We start from the raw sequence: 17000 nt of genomic DNA, 5'->3' as shown, positions 1-17000 counted from the left end.
CCTGCCCGACCACGGGAGGTTCCCATGGCCACGCTGGCCGCCGTGATCGCATCGACCCACCATCCGTTCTACTACCGGGCCAGTACCGCCGTCGGGGAGGACCGCCCGCCGTTCGCGGACGAGTGGGTCGCCAAGATCACCGCCTTCCGGGAGACGCTCACCAGGGCGGCCCCCGACGTGCTGGTGATGGTCGGCTCCGACCACTTCCACCAGCTCTGGCTGGACAACATGCCGCAGTTCCTGGTCGGCAAGGCGCCCTTCTACGACGCGAACTTCTACAACGAGGAACGCGAGTTCGGGCTGCCGAGAATGCTGCTGAAAGGGCAGGAGGACCTCTCGGCGCACCTGCTGCGCGAAGGGCTGGACGCCGGGTTCGACCTGGCGTTCAGCAACGAGCTGCGGATCGACCACAGCATCACCTGCCCGATCATCACGCTGCGGCCGGAGGCGGACCTGCCGATCGTGCCGGTCTACACGAACATCTTCGCCCCGCCGCTGCCCAGGCCCGGCCGCTTCGTCGAACTGGGCAGGGCGATCCGGCGGATGGTCGAGTCCTGGCCGGCGGACCTGCGGGTCGCCGTGATCGGCACCGGCCATCTGTCCCTGGAGCTGGGCGGCCCGCGCCAGTTCGGCGCGCACGGCCCCGACCCCGAGTTCGACCGCAGGGCGGTGGAGTGGATCTCCACCGGGGACATCGAGGGCTGCCTGTCGGAGGTGACCCTGGACAGCCTGTGGACGCCCGGCAACGCCACGCACGGCTTCATGGACTTCATGCTCATGATGGGCGTCGCCGGCGAGGGGGCCAAGGCCGACTACGTGGACACCCTCGACCTGTTCCACACCATGGAGGCCTACTTCACCTGGTACCCGGGAGCGCGCGCATGAGCAGATACCTCGTCGACAAGTTCCTGTTCACGGTGGACCGCGACCCCGAACTCGTCGAGCGTTACCGGGAGGACCCGGCGGGCACGGTCGCCTGGTGGGAGCGCGACCTGGCCGGCAGCCTGCTCAACTGCCACTCCGGGGAGGCGACCACCTGGCTGCGGTTCGAGGACGCCGAGCGGGAGGCGCTCGCCGCGCACGACTACGTGCGGCTGTTCGAGCTGGGCGCCCACCCGTTCCTCACGCTGACGCTCTTCATCGCCATGTTCGAGCGCGACCACGACGAGCCGCTCGGCTTCCAGAAGGAGTACGCCCGCAGGCTCGCGCACTTCGGCCTGCCGTATCCCGACATCGCGACCTGAGCGCGTCCCGGGAGGCCCCGGGCCGCCCCGGGCCGCCGCCCGCGCGCGCGGACGGCGGCCCGGGCCCCGCTCAGGCGGGGGTGACGCCGTAGGTGCTCCCGGCCTGCGCCGGGAAGGAGATCACGTCACCGGCGACGGTGTGCGCCACCGTGCCGCCGCCGACCCTGGTGACCACGACGTTGCGGCCCTGCCACGGGTTGCGCAGCCGTACGGTGCCGCCCGCCTCGGCCGTGATGTCGGCGTAGGTGACCTGGCCGCCGGCGTACGCGCTGGAGACGACCAGGCCGCCCTTCTCGCGGAGCTTGACGAAGGAGGCGTCCCGTCCGGCCGGCCACACCGGGAACAGCCGCAGCACGCCGCCGTCGCTCTGCAGCAGCAGGTTGTCCACCGCCTCGATCGCGCCGGCCTTCTCCAGGCCGTGGTGCGGGTCCACCACCCGCAGGTTCGCGGCCGTCTTGGCGTTGAGCTGCGCCTTGAACCGGTCGATCAGGCTCTGGGCCGGGTAGCCCACCCGGGCCGCCTGGGTGAACACCTTGGGGAAGCTGTTGTCCTGCCCCCAGGAGTTCATCACGTCGAGCGTCGTGATGGCCACCTGCCGGTCCGCCGCCGGGGAGTTGATGCCTAGTTGCTCGGCGGGGTGGATGAACTCCAGGTTGACCGTGTTGTCACCCGGCCGGATGTTGCGGGTGTCGCCGCCGGTGACGGTGCCGGGATCGGCCAGCGCGTACACCGTCTGCCCGTTGTACGTGGTGCGCGGGGTGGCCGGCAGCCGGTTCAGGATGTCCTGCCAGACCGGCCGGTCCGCGGCGTCCACGCCGAGCTTCACGCTCGCGTCGATCAGCGCGGTCAGCAGGCGCTTGAGCAGCGCGACATCCGGGCTGGAGTTGCGCGACCAGGTGCCCTCGTGCGGCCCCGCGTACAGGTTGTAGCGCTGCGCCCCGGCGTCCCACTCCAGGTAGTGCCGGAAGAACGTGGCCACCTCCTTCATGAACGGGTAGCCCCGCGAGGACAGGAACGCGCGGTCCTGCGTGTAGTCGTGGTAGGCGATGTACTGCGTGACCGTGAACAGCGCGTTCGCCACCTGCTGGTGGTAGTTGTCGTCCGCGGTCGCCCCGAACGGCGCGATGCCCACCGGGAAGAGCACCCCGCCCGGCACCCCGCCACTCGGGAAACGCGCGCCGATGTAGTCGGGCTTGACCCGGTTCAGGTCCTGCTGCGCCCGCCGCCTGGCCTCCGGCAGGTAGGCCGACACCAGGTCGAAGTACGGCAGCGCCAGCTCGGGCCGGTTGCTGGAGTAGACGCCGTAGAAGTTGGCCATCCAGTTGTAGTTCAGGTGCATGTCACCGCTGAACTGCGGGAAGTCCGTGGTGGCCCAGATGCCGTACAAGCCGGGAGCCGTCTTGCCCGCCCGCGACGCCGAGCCGAGCAGGTACAGCGACCCGTAGTAGAACCGTTCCAGCACGTCGTCGCCGAGGTCCACGTAGGACTTGAGCCAGTACTGCTTCCACCACTCGACGTGCCGGTCGTACAGCGTGGTGAGGCCGCCCGCGTTCTGCGCGCCGGCCAGGGTCCGTGCCGCCGGGGCCGGGTCGGGCGGGTTCTGGCCGCCGCCGGCGACCGCGGTGACCACGTGCGCGGTCTGGCCGGGCGGCAGGTCGAAGGTGATCCGCCCGGCGGCCCCGCCCGCCGTCGGGGCGCCCACCGGGGTGCCGCCGACGATCCGGGTGGCCAGCGAGGCCCGGGAGACCCACCGCGAGCCGGACGCCGTCTGCCGGGTCGCCCACACCGTGTCCCCGGCCACGCCGGAGGTGCTGGTGAACCCGCTCCGCGCGTCCGGCGAGCCGGTCGAGGTCTGCGCCTGGAGCCGGACGGTCGACGAGCCGAGCGACTGGATCCTGGTCACCATCAGGTTGTCCGAGGCGGCGGTCCAGGTCCGCATCGACACCGGCGTCCCGCCGATCGTCATCGACGTGTCGATGTCGCCCTTGAGGATGTTCTGCTCCTCGGTGAACGGCGCCGCCGGCGGAGGCGTCGTGCCGCCCCCGGCGTACAGCTCGAACTGGCCGATGCGGGCGCGCGGGTTCGCGGCCGAGTCCGGGGTGGTGCCCTGGGTCGGCTCGGTGACGGTCAGCCGCACGTACCGGGCGCCGACCTGGGCGATCGTCCGGTCGGTGACCGCGGCGGTGTTGCCGGTGACGGTGTCGCGGGTGGTCCACGCCGAGCCGTCGGGGCTGGTGGCGAGGGAGAAGTTCCTGGTGTTGTGCGCCGTCTCCGCCGGGCGGGCCGCCGCGTCGTGCCGCAGGACGTAACGGCTGAACGTCTTGGCCGAGCCCAGGTCCAGGGTGAGCGTCTGCGGCTTGCCGACCTGCGACACCCAGCCCTCGTAACCCGGTCCCCACTGGCCGCTGACCGCCCTGCCGGGCGGGAAGGCGCCGTCGGAGCTGGACGCCGTCGCCGTGGCGCCGAGCGCGAGGTTCGCCGGGCCGGGACCGGTCCCGGACGCCGGGGTGATCGTCACCGCGCCCAGTGCGACCAGGGACGGGTTGGGGTTGCCCGTCCAGAAGTCGTTCTTGGACACGTAGAAGGTCTTGTACCCGGTCCCGCCGCCGGAGGTGACGCCGATGTCGCCGTTGCCGAGCAGCGCGGTGTCCGGCATCGTCCGGCTGATCGCGCCGGTGTAGGACTGGTTCGTCCATCGGCCCTTGATCGCGCCGACGAGTTGCTGCACCTGGGCCCACTGCTGCTCGGGGGTGGGCGTCGCGGCCGCGACGGGCCCTGCGGTGAGCGTCGTGCCCAGCAGGGCCGCGGCCAGTGCCGCGGGTAACAGCCTGGTGGTGATCCTCATGCGATGGCCTTTCGGTTGGGGGGTGATCGCCGGAAGGTTCGACAGTGGTCGGTTCGGGTCAGTGCCGGTGGGTGTGGTCGGGGTTGTCGATGTCGGCGGGGTGCTCGAAGCCCGGCATGAGGACGGCGCGGGCGCAGCGGCCGTCGGCCCACAGCGCGAAGCGCCGCCGCCGCCGGGCTTCCAGCAGGGCGGCCCGGATCGCCGGCGCGGCGTGCTCGAAGGCGACCACGCGCGGCCGGTGCGGCCCGACCGTGAACGTGTGCCGCTCGATCGGGCCGACCGTGGCGCCCTCCGGTGCCGCGAAGACCGCCCGGTCCACCGGCCCGGCGAGCTCCCCGGCCGCCACCAGGTAGCCGCGCCCGCCGTTGACCGGGCGGCCGTCGTACCAGTGGGTCACCAGGCGGGCGGGCGGCAGCCGGTACAGGTCGGGGTTGGCGGCGAAGTAGCGGCGCACCTCGGTGCCGGAGACGGTGACGTCCGCGGTGAGGTCGCGGTACAGCGCCTGGGCGAGCGGGTCGCCGGACAGCACGGCGGCGACGACGCTGCCGAGCTCCAGCCGGGCGGTGGCGTCCAGCTCCAACGGCGGGACGCCGGGGAGCGCGGTGACGCCGCGCGCGGCGGCCTCCGCGGCCACCACCCGCTCGGCGACGAGGATCTGCACGACCCACCGCCGGAGCTGGCGCCCCTCGGTGGTGCCGTCGGCCGGCAGCAGCGGCCCGCGCGGCCCGCCGCGCAGCAGCCGCATCCGCTCCTGGACCTCCGCCACCGTGACGGGAACCCCGTCCACCACGGCCGCGATCATCGGACGCCCCTGACCAGCAGCGGCACGGCGGGGGAGTACGACACCCGGCCGAACCACATGCACTTGACCAGCAGCCACCACGAACCCGGCCGGGCCCCCGGCGGGACGTCCACCCGCACGGCCAGCTCCGCGGCGGATCCCGCGGGCACCGCCACCGGGTGCACGGCCGGGCCCACCAGGTCCCACGTCCCCCACGGGCTGATCACCTGGGCCTCGCCCCTGATGTCGAAGCCGGCCAGGTTGCGCAGGCCGACGGTGAACCGGCCGTGCTCGCCGGGGGCGAGCGCCACCCCCCGCGCGGGCACGTCCACGGCGAGCAGCTCGCCGCCACCGGCCCGCGCGGGCCGGCCGCGCCCGTCCACGAAGATCACATCCTCGTACGCCTGGCCGCCGTGGGTGAGCCGGACCGCGACCGGCCACGGTCCCGGCGCGGCGCCGGGCGGCGGGGCGAGGGCGACGTCGAAGGCGGTCCAGCCGCCGGGGCGCAGCCGTACCGGCCGGTCGGAGGGGGAGGCGTCCCAGCCGGCCGGCGGCAGCACCAGCACCTGGCCCTCGGCGTCGGCGTCCACGAGGTCGCTGGCCACCGACACGCGCAGCCCGGCGGCGGTGCCGTCCCGGTCCGGCGCGGGACGCACGTGCACGCTCATCGGCTGGTAGCCGAGCGGAGCCGAACCCCTGTTGTGCAGCCAGAACCGGGAGTAGACGGGCTGCGCCGGCTCCGTCTCGCGGCCCAGCCGCTCGCCGGGCCCGGCCGGGTCGCCCGCGCCGGTGCGCAGCACGAACGTCGCCACCTGGGAGGGGCCGAGGCCGGCGTGCAGCACGCCGTCGCGGACCTTCGCCTCGCTGCTCTCCACCTCCAGCACGTCGGCGACCGCCGCCTCCACGAAGGGCACCTGCGAGCCGAGCCGGACCGACGCCTCGCGGCCGTGCGGCTCGTACAGCCGGACGCTCACGCCGCGGCGCGGGTCCGCGGGCACCGCGCGCCCGTGCGCGGTCGGATTGCCCGCTCCCTTGAAGGCGGCCATGACGGCGGCGCCCGCCGGTTCGACGGTCAGCAGCGAAGCCGACGGCGGCAGCGGGCCGTCGTGCGGCTCCTCCACGACGGCCCGGAGCGGGCGGCTGAAGTCGTGCGCGCGGGCCACGATGCCCGCCTCCCGCCAGTCGCCGCCGCCCGAGGCCAGCGCGTAGTCGAAGGAGTGGCTCCAGTGCTGGAGCTGGAAGCCGCTGCCGTCCGGCGCGGTCCGCCGCGGCGGGTCGATCCACACCCCGGACGGCCAGCCGGTGCACGAGCGCATGAGCGACAGGTGCAGGCGGCCCGCCGCGTCCACCGCGAAGCCGGGCACGCCCCGGTTCAGCACGGCGACGGTCCGGTGGTCGAGCGGGTCCTCGCCCGCCGCCGGGTCGCCGGTCACCTCGATCACGTGGTCGTCCAGGTCCCGGACCACGGCGGCGACCGCCTCCCCGAGGTCGCCGGCCGACGCGATCACCAGCACCGGCAGGTCGCCGGGGGCGCGCAGGTCGGCGTCGGGGCGGAAGGTCTCCCCGGCCGCCGCGCGGGCCGGCACCCACACCAGCGCGGGGCCGCCGCCGGCCAGCGCGCGGTCCAGGTCCTCCCGGTACCGGGGGTCGGCGGCGGCCAGGACGGCCTCGGTGAACGGGTTGTCCGCCGGGCCGCCGACCGCGATGCGCACGTCGGGCAGGTTGGAGTCGAAGGACAGCAGGCCGTACCGGTTGCCCTCCGCGTGCGTGCAGGTGGCCGTCACGCCGGAGCGGGCGAGCCGCACGGCGAGGTCGCGGCCGAGCGCGGCGGTGTCGCTCTCGCGCGGCACGACGATCTCGGCGACGCCGAAGGCGCGCAGCCCTGCGGGGCCGCCGCCGGGGGCGCGCAGCGCCACCCTGGCCGCCGAGCTGAGCCCGAACCACTGGTAGGCGGGGTTGTCCAGGGTCCACGGGTGGCGGGCGGTGTCCACGTCGGGGTGCGCGAACGAGCGGCCGACCACGGCGTGCCCCACCTCCGACACCGGCTTGGCCCCGGGGACGGCGCACGGCCAGCGCAGCCGCACCAGCTTGTCGGCGCCGTCGAAGTCGTCCACGTGGGTGGTGCAGTCGACCCGGTCCACGCCGTGCCACAGCGTGATCACCTGGGTGTAGGCGAGTGGGCCGAGCACGCCGGTCACCGTGATCCGCTCGCCGAGGGAGGAGCGTTCCGCGGTGACGGAACGCGCGGGCGCCGCCGCGGACCCGGCGGAGGCGCCGGTGGGCAGCAGGTGCCAGGGACCCTCGCGGAACCTGGGGTGCTCGACGTACTCGTCGTAGACGACGATCTCGTTGCCCACCTCGCCCGGCGTGATCAGCTCCTGGCCGGTGCCGAGGTCGGTCAGCCCGCAGACGGCTCCGCCGCGCGCCGGGTCCACGGTCAGCCGGTGGTGGTCGTTGGCGATGGTGAGCGTGCCGAGCGGCTCCCAGCCGGTCTCGCGTACCGGTCCCGAGGCGGCCAGCCGGTAGCCGCGGTACCCGGTCTGCGGCACGTCCGCCGCGAGGAAGGCCAGCTCCACCCGGGTCTCGTCGGCGTGCTCGACCACCGCGGGCACCTCGGCGCCGGCGTCGTCGGTCAGGCCGCGGAACGGCGCGGGCACGGTGACCCGCACCACGTCGGTGCGCGGCCAGGCCAGGGCGTTGAACACGACGATCCCGCGGCCCTCGCCCCGGGTGTCGATCCGGGCGGACAGGTGCCGCAGCGCGTTCTCGTGCACCTCCTTCGCCAGGTCGAACGACTCCCGCCAGCCGGCCAGCAGGTCCAGGTAGACCTGGTCGGACTCGGTGCCGGTGATCGCGTCGTGGTGGGCGCCGTAGACGAGCTGCCGCCACGCCTTGTCCAGCGCGGCCTCGGGGTAGACGGCGTCCCCGGTCAGGCAGGCCAGCGCGGCGAACTTCTCGGCGTCGAGCAGCTCGTTCTCGGCCGCGCGCTGGGCGAGCTTGGTGTCGATGTAGGAGACGTCCTTGCCGGTGTAGACCGGGTTCATGTCCCTGGTCTGCGGGGACAGCCGGGTGCCGGAGGCGGCCAGCTCGGCGGAGACGGCGGAGAAGAAGTCCCTGGGCAGCGCGCACACGAACCGCGGCCACAGGTAGCGGCTGTTCCAGTCGCGGTGGATCTCGGTCAGCCACTTGTTCGGCGGGCTGTAGTCGGTGCCGACCGGGACCAGCACGTTCCGGGTGGCGGCGACCTTCTTCATCCGCAGGAACAGCCGGTACACCGACTCCTCGGCGTCGGGCAGGGTCTGCGCGGAGTCCATCGACCAGCCGGCGCTGTAGTGCGCGGCCATGTAGTGCGTCAGCAGCCCCCGGCCGCTCGGCGCGATCCACTCGAACTCGCTGCGGAACTGCATGCCGGACGGGTCGCCCTGCGGGGTGTCGTAGGTGCCCATCTCCAGCGTCGGCCCCCACTGGTGGAACGGCCCGCGCGCCCAGGCGCTGGAGGTCAGCCCGGCGTCGGCCATCAGGCCGGGGAACTGCGGATCGTGGCCGAAGGCGTCGAGCTGCCAGGCGGTGGCGGGCACGCCGCCGAGGATGTCGCGCTGGAAGCCGACGCCGTAGACGGCGTTCCTGATCGTGCTCTCGGCCCCGGTGAGGTTGGTGTTGGGCTCGTTGTAGGTGCCGCCCATGATCTCCAGCCGGCCCTCGGCGACCAGCCTGCGGATGATCTCCCGGTTCTCCGGGAACGCGTCCCAGTAGGGCTTGAGGTAGTCCACCTCGGCGAGCACGAACTTGTAGTCCGGGTCCCGCCTGGCGAGGTCCAGATGGGCGTCGATGAGCTGGAACGCGGTGAACTGGAAGCTCATCCGGATGTCCTGCGCGTCGGGCAGGTCGTCCCACTCGCTGGCGTAGCCGGCCTGCGTGTTCCACCACACGGGGTCGTAGTGGAAGTGCGAGACCAGGTGGACGGTCCAGCCGGGTTCGGCGACCACGAGGGTGCCGGTGGCGCTCGCCGTACCGGCCTCGCCGGAGACCTCCACCGTGACGGCGAGCTCCGTGCCCGCGGGCACGTCCGCGCCGGCCGTCACGGGCACCTCGTGGGTGCCCGGACCGGCGACCGCGGGCAGCGAGCCGTGCGCTCCGCCGGACACGGTCACGTCGAACGGACCGGCGGGGGAGGCCGGGGACGCCGCGGAGACGGTCACCCGCAGGATCTGGCGAGGGGCGTCGCCGGGACCGACGAAGAGCTCGGTGGACTCGACGGCGTCGATGGTGAGCATGGCGGACCTTTGCGTGGAGGGGAAGGACTGGGCGGGGACGGGCGGGCGGCTAGCCCTTGACCGCGCCTCCGGTCAGGCCCTTCACGAAGTTCTTCTGCAGGGCGAGGTAGAAGACGAGGATCGGCAGCGTGGCGAGGAACATGAAGGCGAAGACCGCGCCGAAGTCCGACTGGTGCTGGCCGATCGCCCGGTAGACGCCGACCGTCACGGTGGTGCCGCTGTCCGGGCCGAGGATGATGAGCGGGGTGAGGAAGTCGTTCCAGATCCACACGCCGAGGAAGATCAGCACGCTGGCCGAGGCCGGGCGCAGCAGCGGGAAGACCACCTGCCAGAAGACCCGCACCTTGCCCGCGCCGTCGAGTTCGGCCGCCTGCTCCAGCTCCAGCGGGACGCTCCTGACGAACCCCATGAACAGCAGCACGCCGAACGGCACGTAGTAGCCGACGTTGACCAGGATCAGGCCCTGCAGCGTGGTCATCATGCCCAGCGACTTCAGCACCGCGGTGATCGGCGAGAGGATCACCGGCACCGGGATCATCAGGCCGCAGATCAGCATCACCATGACCACCTTGGCCATCACGTGCCTGGACCTCGCCAGGTAGTGGCCGAGCATGGCGGAGAGCACCGTCACGATGGTGATCGACAGGGCGGTGACCGCGATGCTGTTGATCAGGCCGAACAGGAAGAGGTGGTCCGGCCGGGAGAACACGGCGGCCAGGTTGGCCAGGGTCGGCGGGGCCGGCAGCCCGGCCGGGTCGGCGACGATGGCGGCGCTCGGCTTGAACACGTTGACGAGGACGAGGTACAGCGGCAGGAAGAAGACCACGCTGAGGAACAGCGCGACCAGGGGCCGCAGCCAGGCATGGGTCCGGCCGTCCGTCACTGTGACACCTCGCGTCGCTGGAGCAGCCTCAGCACGACCACCGAGACGCCCGCCACCAGCACGAGCATCACCGCGGCCATCGCCGAGGAGTATCCGATCCGGTTGCCGGTGAAGGCGGTCTGCACCACCTGGAAGGCCATGGTGGCGGTGGTGCCGGTGCCGGGGCCGCCGTTGGTGAGGACCTGGACCTGGTCGTAGGCCTTGAACCCGGTGATCAGCAGCATCACCGTGTTGATGGTCAGGGCGGGGGCGAGCATGGGCCAGGTGACGTTGCGGAACCGGGACAGCGGGCCGGCGCCGTCGATGGCCGCCGCCTCCTGGAGTTCGCGCGGCACGCCCTGGAGCCCGGCCAGGTAGACCACGACGCAGAACCCGAGCATCTGCCAGGTGATGATCCAGGCGATCGAGTAGAGCGCGAGGGAGGGGTCCGACAGCCAGCCGGGCGGGTTCTCCACGCCGAGGCGGCGCAGCAGCACGTTGAGCAGGCCGTCGTCGGTGAGCAGGGCCTGCCAGATGACGCTGATCACGACGGAGCTCAGCACCACGGGGGTGAAGAAGACGCTGCGCAGGGCGAGGTAGAACTTGCCCCGCCGGTCCAGCAGCATCGCGATCAGCAGGCCGCCGCCGTTGGCCAGCACCGAGACGATCACGGTGATCACCACGGTGTTGACCAGCGCCCGCAGGAACTCCGGGTCGCCGAACAGCTCGCCGTAGTTGCGCAGGCCCACGAACCGGGTCGGCGGGTTGAAGGGGTTGCGGTTGGTGAGGCTGTAGTAGGCCGTCATCCCGATCGGGATCAGGACGAACAGCACGTAGGCCACCAGGCCCGGGAGGGCGAAGAGGGCGAACCGCCCCAGGACGGGGGCGAGAGGGCGCCGGGCCCGGGCGTGCGCCCGGTGCCCGTCGCCCCTGCCGTCGTGCGGCGGGCGGGGGGTGCGCAGGCCGTCCCGGCCCCGCACCCCTTGCTCGGTCTTGGTCATGACTGCGTGCCAGGCCCTACTCGGTCGCCTTCGCCCACTGGTCGTCGAGGTAGGCCGCGAACTCCGTGGCCGACTTCTTGCCGGTGATCAGGTCCTGGACGCCCAGGGCGGCCTTGTCGGCCAGGCCGGGCGGCAGCGAGCCGTCGCCGGTCTCCTGGGAGAAGGCGTTGACGATCGAGTTGTCCTGCATGCCCTTCTGGTAGATGTCGACGGTCGCCTGGTAGACCGGGCCCATGTCCGCCGGGGGCGTGTACCCCTTGATCGCCGGGATGGAGCCGTCCAGCTTGACGAAGGCGTCGTTGTTCTCCTTGTCCTCGTCGAAGGCGAGCGCCCACTTCTTGGCCAGCTCCACGTCCGGGGCGGAGGCGCTGACCGAGGTGCCGCCGCCGGTGAAGGTCGGGGTCACCGGGGAGCCGTCGTCGGAGGGCCAGGGGAAGGAGCCGATCTCGAAGTCGGGCTTGGTGTTGTCGGCCGAGGTGGCGAACCAGGAGCCCATGGGGTACATGGCGCCCTTGCCGTCGCGGAACGCCTGCTCGGTGTCCGCGTAGGACCGGCTCAGGCCCGCCGGGTCGATGTAGCCGGCCTTCGCCAGGTCGGCGACCTTCTGGGCGGCCTTCACGAAGTCCGGGTCGGTGAACTTCACGCTGCCCGCGGCCCGTCTGGTCAGCCAGTCGGGCGTCTTCTTGTAGACGTCGGTGGCGACGGTCCCGGTCAGCGGGTACATGTCGGCCCAGGTGTCGGCGCCGCCGCCGCCGACGACGAACGGGGTGACGCCCGCCGCCTTCAGCTTGGCGGAGACGTCGAGCAGCTCCTTGTAGGTCCTGGGCGTCTCGGTGATCCCGGCCTTGGCGAAGGCGTCCTTGTTGTAGTAGATCACCGGGATGACCTGGGTGTTGTACGGCAGCTGGTACACCTTGCCGTCGATGGCGCCCGCCTTGGGGGCGATGAAGTTCTTCAGCTCCTCGTCGGTGAACGGGGCCAGCTTGCCCGCCTGGGCGAAGCCCGCCGGGTTGACCGACTGCAGGATGTCGGGAAGGTTACCCGCCGCGTCGAGCTGCTTGGCGTAGCCGGTGCGGTCCACGTTGGGCGTCACCAGCTTCTTGATGGTCACGCCCGGCACCTTCGCGGAGGCCCGCGCGATGGCCGCGTCCCAGAACGCCGCGTTCAGGTTGGGCGTTTCGAAGACGAGGAAGGACAGCTCGACCTTCCCGCCCGCCGCCGGGGTGGCCGACGGCTGGGCGCCCACCCCGCATCCGGTCACCGCAAGCAGTGTGACCAGGGAAAAAACCAGGGATCTGCGCACTGCACAGCCCTCCTTGCTCCTGTTTCGGCTCCCCGAGGCCGGGTTGAGATAACGTTATCCCGAAGGTTAGAGTGTAACCACCAGGTTTCAAGAGCGAGGTCGGCAACGGATTGGTCACGACATCTGAAACGCGCCGGAGATGGCCAAGAGCGACGATCACCAAGATGATGTCCCCATGGTGGGAGAGGTGAGCGACCGGCGCAGGGGCCGCCGGCCGACGATGGTGGACGTGGCCCGCGAGGCCGGGGTGGCGCTGCGCACGGTGTCCCGGGTGGTCAACCAGGACACCACCGTGGGCCCCGAGCTGGCCCGGCGGGTGCACGCGGCCATCGCCGCCCTCGGCTACCGCCCGGACGAGCGGGCCCGGCAGCTGCGCCTCGGCGTCAGCGGCACCCTGGGCGCGGCCGTCCGGCGGCTGTCGCACGTCAACCCAGTGCTGCGGGCCGTCGAGCAGGCGGCCAGGGCGGCCGGGCTGATGGTCCTGGCGGCCTCCACCGAGGACGACGAGCGGCTCGAACGGCACGTCGTCGAGTCGATGTGCCGGCGCCGGTTCGACGGCATCGTCCTCGAACCGATCGGCGAGGACCACGCCTACCTCGTTCCCGAACTGTCCGCCGGGCTGTCGCTGGTCGCGGTGGACCGGCCGGTCCTGGGCCTCGACGTGGACTGCGTGATCTCCGACAACGCCGCGGGCATAGAGGCGGCCTTCGCGCACCTCGTCCGGCACGGCCACGACCGGATCGCCTACATCGGGGACGACGAGCGCATCTACACCGCGCACGAGCGGGCGCGCGCCTTCCGGTCCTGCCTGACCGGGCACGGCAGCCCGCAGGACGGGATGGTGCACACCGGGGAGGTCGCGCCCGAGCGGATCCACGCGGCCGTCCGCGCGGCGCTCGGCGGCCCGGCCCCGGCCACCGCGATCGTCACCGGCAACGCCAGCATCAGCGTCGAGGTGCTGCGCCGGCTCGGCCCCGACTCGGCGAAGGTGGCCATCGTCGGGTTCGACGACTCCGAACTGGCCACCCTGCTGCGGCCGGACCTGACCGTGGTCGCCCAGGACGACACCGCCATCGGCAGCACCGCGATCGAGCTGCTGCGCGCCCGCATCGCCGACCCGAGCCGCCCGGTCAGCCGGGTGACCGTGCCGGTGGAGCTGCTCGTCCGGGGATCGGGGGAGATCTCGCCGGTCAGCTGACCGTCAGTCCCGGTGCGGCCACGGCGAGGCGGCCACCACGATCCCGTACAGCAGGTGGTCGGCGAGCAGGACGCAGCGCTCGACGGCGGTCCCGCGTCGCCTCGGCACGCCGAGGAGCGGCGCGATGCCCGCCTCGAACACGCCCCAGATCGCGACCCCGTAGGCCGGTCCGGCCCACGGCCGCTCGCGCACGGCGCGGGGCAGGAGGCCGAAGAACGCGCCGCCGCCCGCGCCGTACGCCCAGTGCACGAACTCGATCATGGCCTGGTGCCGCTCCTGCGGCACCAGGCGGAACAGGCCGGGGACGGTGCGTTCGAGGACCGCCTCCGGCGGGACCGTGTGCACCAGGCCGAGCGACGTGGCGGCCTGCCGCATGCCGGACATCGCCATCGCGCCGATCGTCCCGCGGACGCCCGCCCGCAGCGCGGTGGCCCCCGATGTCTCGCTAGCCGGCATTCTGCGCTTCCCGGATTCCATGGGCTCGACCTTCCACTGGACGGCTTCCCGGTCTCCCTGCCCACGTCGGCGACTACTAAGTGCGATCGGCACTTACTCAACGTGTCCGCGGGTTGATAGACACGACGTGATGCCCAAGTTGGCCGACAAGGGGGCTCAGGGCTATGAGTGCAGCCAGAACGGACACAGCTGTGCAAGAGGTTCACATCCTGTGGACCTCCGAGGGAATGAGCTGCGACGGGGACACGGTCTCGGTCACCGCGGCGACGCTGCCGAGCATCGAGGACGTGCTGCTCGGCCTGGTCCCCGGACTGCCCAAGGTGCACCTGCACAACAAGGTGCTCGCGGCGGAGGTGGGCGAGGAGTTCATGACCGCCTTCAACAAGGCGTGGCACGACGAGCTCGGCCCGTTCATCTTCGTGGTGGAGGGCTCGATCCCGAACGAGAAGATCAACGGCGAGGGCTACTGGACGTCGATGGGCAACGACCCGATCACCGGGCAGCCCATCACCGTCAACCAGTGGATCGACCGGCTGGCGCCGAAGGCGTGGGCGGTGGTCGCGGCCGGCACCTGCGCGACGTACGGCGGCATCCACGCCATGGCCGGCAACCCCACCGGCTGCATGGGCCTGGCCGACTACCTCGGGAAGGACTTCCGGTCGGCCGGCGGGCTGCCCATCGTCAACGTGCCCGGCTGCCCCGTGCAGCCCGACAACTTCATGGAGACCCTCACCTGGCTGCTCTACCAGGTCGCCGGTCTCGCGCCGATGATCCCGCTGGACAAGGAACTGCGGCCCACCTGGCTGTTCGGCAAGACCGTGCACGAGGGCTGCGACCGGGCCGGCTACTACGAGCAGGGTGACTTCGCGCTGGACTACAACTCGCCCAAGTGCCAGGTGAAGATCGGCTGCTGGGGGCCGGTGGTCAACTGCAACGTCACCAAGCGCGGGTGGATGGACGGGATCGGCGGCTGTCCCAACGTCGGCGGCATCTGCATCGGCTGCACGATGCCCGGCTTCCCCGACAAGTTCATGCCGTTCATGGACCAGCCGCCCGGCGCGACCGTCTCCGCCACCCTCACCGGCGCCTACGGGACGCTCATCCGCAAACTTCGCGGCATCACCAACAAGACGGTCAACAAAGAGCCCAAGTGGCACCACAACCGTCCGGAACTGACGAGCGGCTACGAGCCGAGGCAGATCTTCTAGAAAGGGGGCGCCCGGTGGCTATCCGCTCGGAGGAGGCGCAGGAGACCCGGCAACTGGTGGAGATGTCCTGGGATCCGATCACCCGGATCATCGGCAACCTGGGCATCTACACCAAGATCGACTTCAACAACAACGAGGTGGTCGAGTGCAAGAGCACCTCGTCGCTGTTCCGCGGCTACAGCGTCTTCATGCGCGGCAAGGACCCGCGCGACTCGCACTTCATCACCAGCAGGATCTGCGGCATCTGCGGTGACAACCACTCGACCTGCTCGATCTACGCGCAGAACATGGCGTACGGCATCAAGCCGCCGCCGCTGGCCGACTGGATCATGAACCTCGGCGAGGCGGCCGAGTACATGTTCGACCACACGCTCTTCCAGGACAACCTGGTGTTCGTCGACTACTGCGAGCAGATGGTCAAGGAGACGAACCCGAGCCTGCTGCGCACCGCGGAGGTGACCGAGGCGCCGCGCGGGGACATCCACGGCTACCGCACCATCGCCGACATCATGCGCGCGTTCAACCCGTTCACCGGCGCGATGTACCGCGAGGCGCTGCACATGAGCCGGCTCACCCGGGAGATGTTCTGCCTGATGGAGGGGCGGCACGTGCACCCCTCGACGCTCTACCCGGGCGGCGTGGGCACGGTCGCCACCCCGCAGCTGTTCACCGACTACCTGGTCCGGCTGCTGAAGGTGCTCGACTTCGTCAAGAAGGCCGTCCCGATGAACGACGACGTCTTCGACTTCTTCTACGAGGCCCTGCCGGGCTACGAGGAGGTCGGCCGGCGCCGCGTCATGCTGGGCTGCTGGGGCTCCTTCCAGGATCCGGACGTCGTCGACTACGACTACCGGACGATGGGCGACTGGGGACAGTCGATGTTCGTCACCCCGGGCATCGTCCTGGACGGCGAGCTGCTCACCACCAACCTGGTGGACATCAACCTCGGCATCCGGATCCTGCTGGGCAGCTCGTACTACGACGACTGGGTGAACGAGGAGACCTTCGTCAGCCACGACCCGCTCGGCAACCCGGTGGACCAGCGCCACCCGTGGAACCAGACCACGCTGCCCAGGCCGCAGAAGCGAAACCTCGACGACGGCAACTACAGCTGGGTGATGAGCCCGCGCTGGTACGACCAGCGCACCGGCGACCACCTCGCGCTGGACACCGGCGGCGGCCCGCTGGCCCGGCTGTGGACGACCGCGCTGGCCGGCCTGGTGGACACCGGCACCGTCAAGGCCACCGGGCGCAGCGTGCAGATCAACCTGCCCAAGAGCGGGGCCTACCCGGAGATGACCTTCGAGTGGAAGATCCCCCAGTGGTCCAACACCATCGAACGCAACCGCGCCCGGATGTACTTCGTCGCCTACTCCGCGGCGATGGCCGTCTTCTTCGTGGAGAAGGGGCTGGAGGAGGTGCGCGCCGGGCGGACCAAGGTCTTCACCGACTTCGAGGTGCCGGAGGAGGCGATCGGCTGCGGCTTCCACGAGGCGGTCCGCGGCGTGCTGTCGCACCACATGGTGATCCGCGAGGGCAAGATCGCCAACTACCACCCGTACCCGCCCACCCCGTGGAACGCGAGCCCGCGGGACGTCTACGGCACTCCCGGCCCCTACGAGGACGCGGTGCAGGGGATGCACATCTTCGAGGAGAACGGCCCGGAGAACTTCAAGGGCATCGACATCATGCGCACGGTACGCAGCTTCGACCCGTGCCTGCCCTGCGGCGTGCACATGTACCTCGGCCCGGGCCGGGTGCTGCGCCAGGTGCACTCCCCGACGCTCGGCGCCGCCGTCTCCGGCCAGGGCCGGTCGTGAGGGTCCTG

12 protein-coding genes are annotated in these 17000 nt (G+C 71.6%); 5 read left to right on the top strand and 7 right to left on the bottom strand.

What is annotated here, in order from left to right; all coding sequences use genetic code 11:
- The first annotated feature begins 24 nt into the window (after positions 1-24).
- Entirely contained in the window at positions 25-885 is an 861-nt protein-coding gene (locus QSK26_RS21705) for a DODA-type extradiol aromatic ring-opening family dioxygenase (RefSeq protein ID WP_285777044.1), read from the top strand.
- Positions 882-1244 (top strand): hypothetical protein, encoded by a 363-nt coding sequence (locus tag QSK26_RS21700; RefSeq protein WP_285777043.1) that lies wholly within the window; start codon positions 882-884, stop codon positions 1242-1244. Before QSK26_RS21705 ends, QSK26_RS21700 begins: the two co-directional genes overlap by 4 nt.
- Positions 1245-1314: 70 nt before the next feature.
- Here QSK26_RS21700 and QSK26_RS21695 read toward each other — a convergent pair whose 3' ends face one another.
- From QSK26_RS21695 to QSK26_RS21670, 6 genes are read right to left on the bottom strand one after another with little or no spacing between them, the layout of a single operon-like run.
- Complete coding sequence (locus tag QSK26_RS21695; RefSeq protein ID WP_285777042.1) at positions 1315-4089, bottom strand: discoidin domain-containing protein; 2775 nt, start codon at positions 4087-4089, stop codon at positions 1315-1317.
- 58 nt (positions 4090-4147) lie between these two features.
- Positions 4148-4891: a DUF7158 domain-containing protein gene (locus tag QSK26_RS21690; protein ID WP_285777041.1), complete on the bottom strand. Its 744-nt coding sequence runs from the start codon at positions 4889-4891 to the stop codon at positions 4148-4150.
- Complete coding sequence (locus QSK26_RS21685) at positions 4888-9144, bottom strand: glycoside hydrolase family 38 N-terminal domain-containing protein (RefSeq protein ID WP_285777040.1); 4257 nt, start codon at positions 9142-9144, stop codon at positions 4888-4890. The genes QSK26_RS21690 and QSK26_RS21685 overlap by 4 nt, the downstream gene beginning before the upstream one ends.
- Positions 9145-9193: 49 nt before the next feature.
- Positions 9194-10027 carry a carbohydrate ABC transporter permease gene (locus tag QSK26_RS21680; RefSeq protein WP_285777039.1) on the bottom strand — a complete coding sequence of 278 codons (834 nt, stop codon included), beginning with the start codon at positions 10025-10027 and terminating at the stop codon, positions 9194-9196.
- Positions 10024-11007 carry a carbohydrate ABC transporter permease gene (locus tag QSK26_RS21675; protein ID WP_285777038.1) on the bottom strand — a complete coding sequence of 328 codons (984 nt, stop codon included), beginning with the start codon at positions 11005-11007 and terminating at the stop codon, positions 10024-10026. Before QSK26_RS21675 ends, QSK26_RS21680 begins: the two co-directional genes overlap by 4 nt.
- A gap of 16 nt (positions 11008-11023) precedes the next feature.
- Positions 11024-12310 carry an ABC transporter substrate-binding protein gene (locus tag QSK26_RS21670; protein WP_285777037.1) on the bottom strand — a complete coding sequence of 429 codons (1287 nt, stop codon included), beginning with the start codon at positions 12308-12310 and terminating at the stop codon, positions 11024-11026.
- A gap of 175 nt (positions 12311-12485) precedes the next feature.
- On the opposite strand from QSK26_RS21670, the gene QSK26_RS21665 reads away from it, so the two are divergent.
- Entirely contained in the window at positions 12486-13508 is a 1023-nt protein-coding gene (locus QSK26_RS21665; protein ID WP_285777036.1) for a LacI family DNA-binding transcriptional regulator, read from the top strand.
- A gap of 3 nt (positions 13509-13511) precedes the next feature.
- On the opposite strand, the gene QSK26_RS21660 is transcribed toward QSK26_RS21665, so the two are convergent.
- Positions 13512-13964: a hypothetical protein gene (locus tag QSK26_RS21660; protein WP_285777035.1), complete on the bottom strand. Its 453-nt coding sequence runs from the start codon at positions 13962-13964 to the stop codon at positions 13512-13514.
- 191 nt (positions 13965-14155) lie between these two features.
- Here QSK26_RS21660 and QSK26_RS21655 point away from each other — a divergent pair, with 191 nt between their 5' ends.
- Positions 14156-15172 carry an NADH-quinone oxidoreductase subunit B family protein gene (locus tag QSK26_RS21655; RefSeq protein WP_285777034.1) on the top strand — a complete coding sequence of 339 codons (1017 nt, stop codon included), beginning with the start codon at positions 14156-14158 and terminating at the stop codon, positions 15170-15172.
- 14 nt (positions 15173-15186) lie between these two features.
- Positions 15187-16992 carry a nickel-dependent hydrogenase large subunit gene (locus QSK26_RS21650; protein ID WP_285777033.1) on the top strand — a complete coding sequence of 602 codons (1806 nt, stop codon included), beginning with the start codon at positions 15187-15189 and terminating at the stop codon, positions 16990-16992.
- Positions 16993-17000 lie beyond the last annotated feature (8 nt).

The organism is Microtetraspora sp. NBRC 13810 (assembly GCF_030268685.1).
Classification (GTDB): Bacteria; Actinomycetota; Actinomycetes; order Streptosporangiales; family Streptosporangiaceae; genus BSRQ01.
This window is presented reverse-complemented; position numbering and strand designations above follow the sequence as displayed.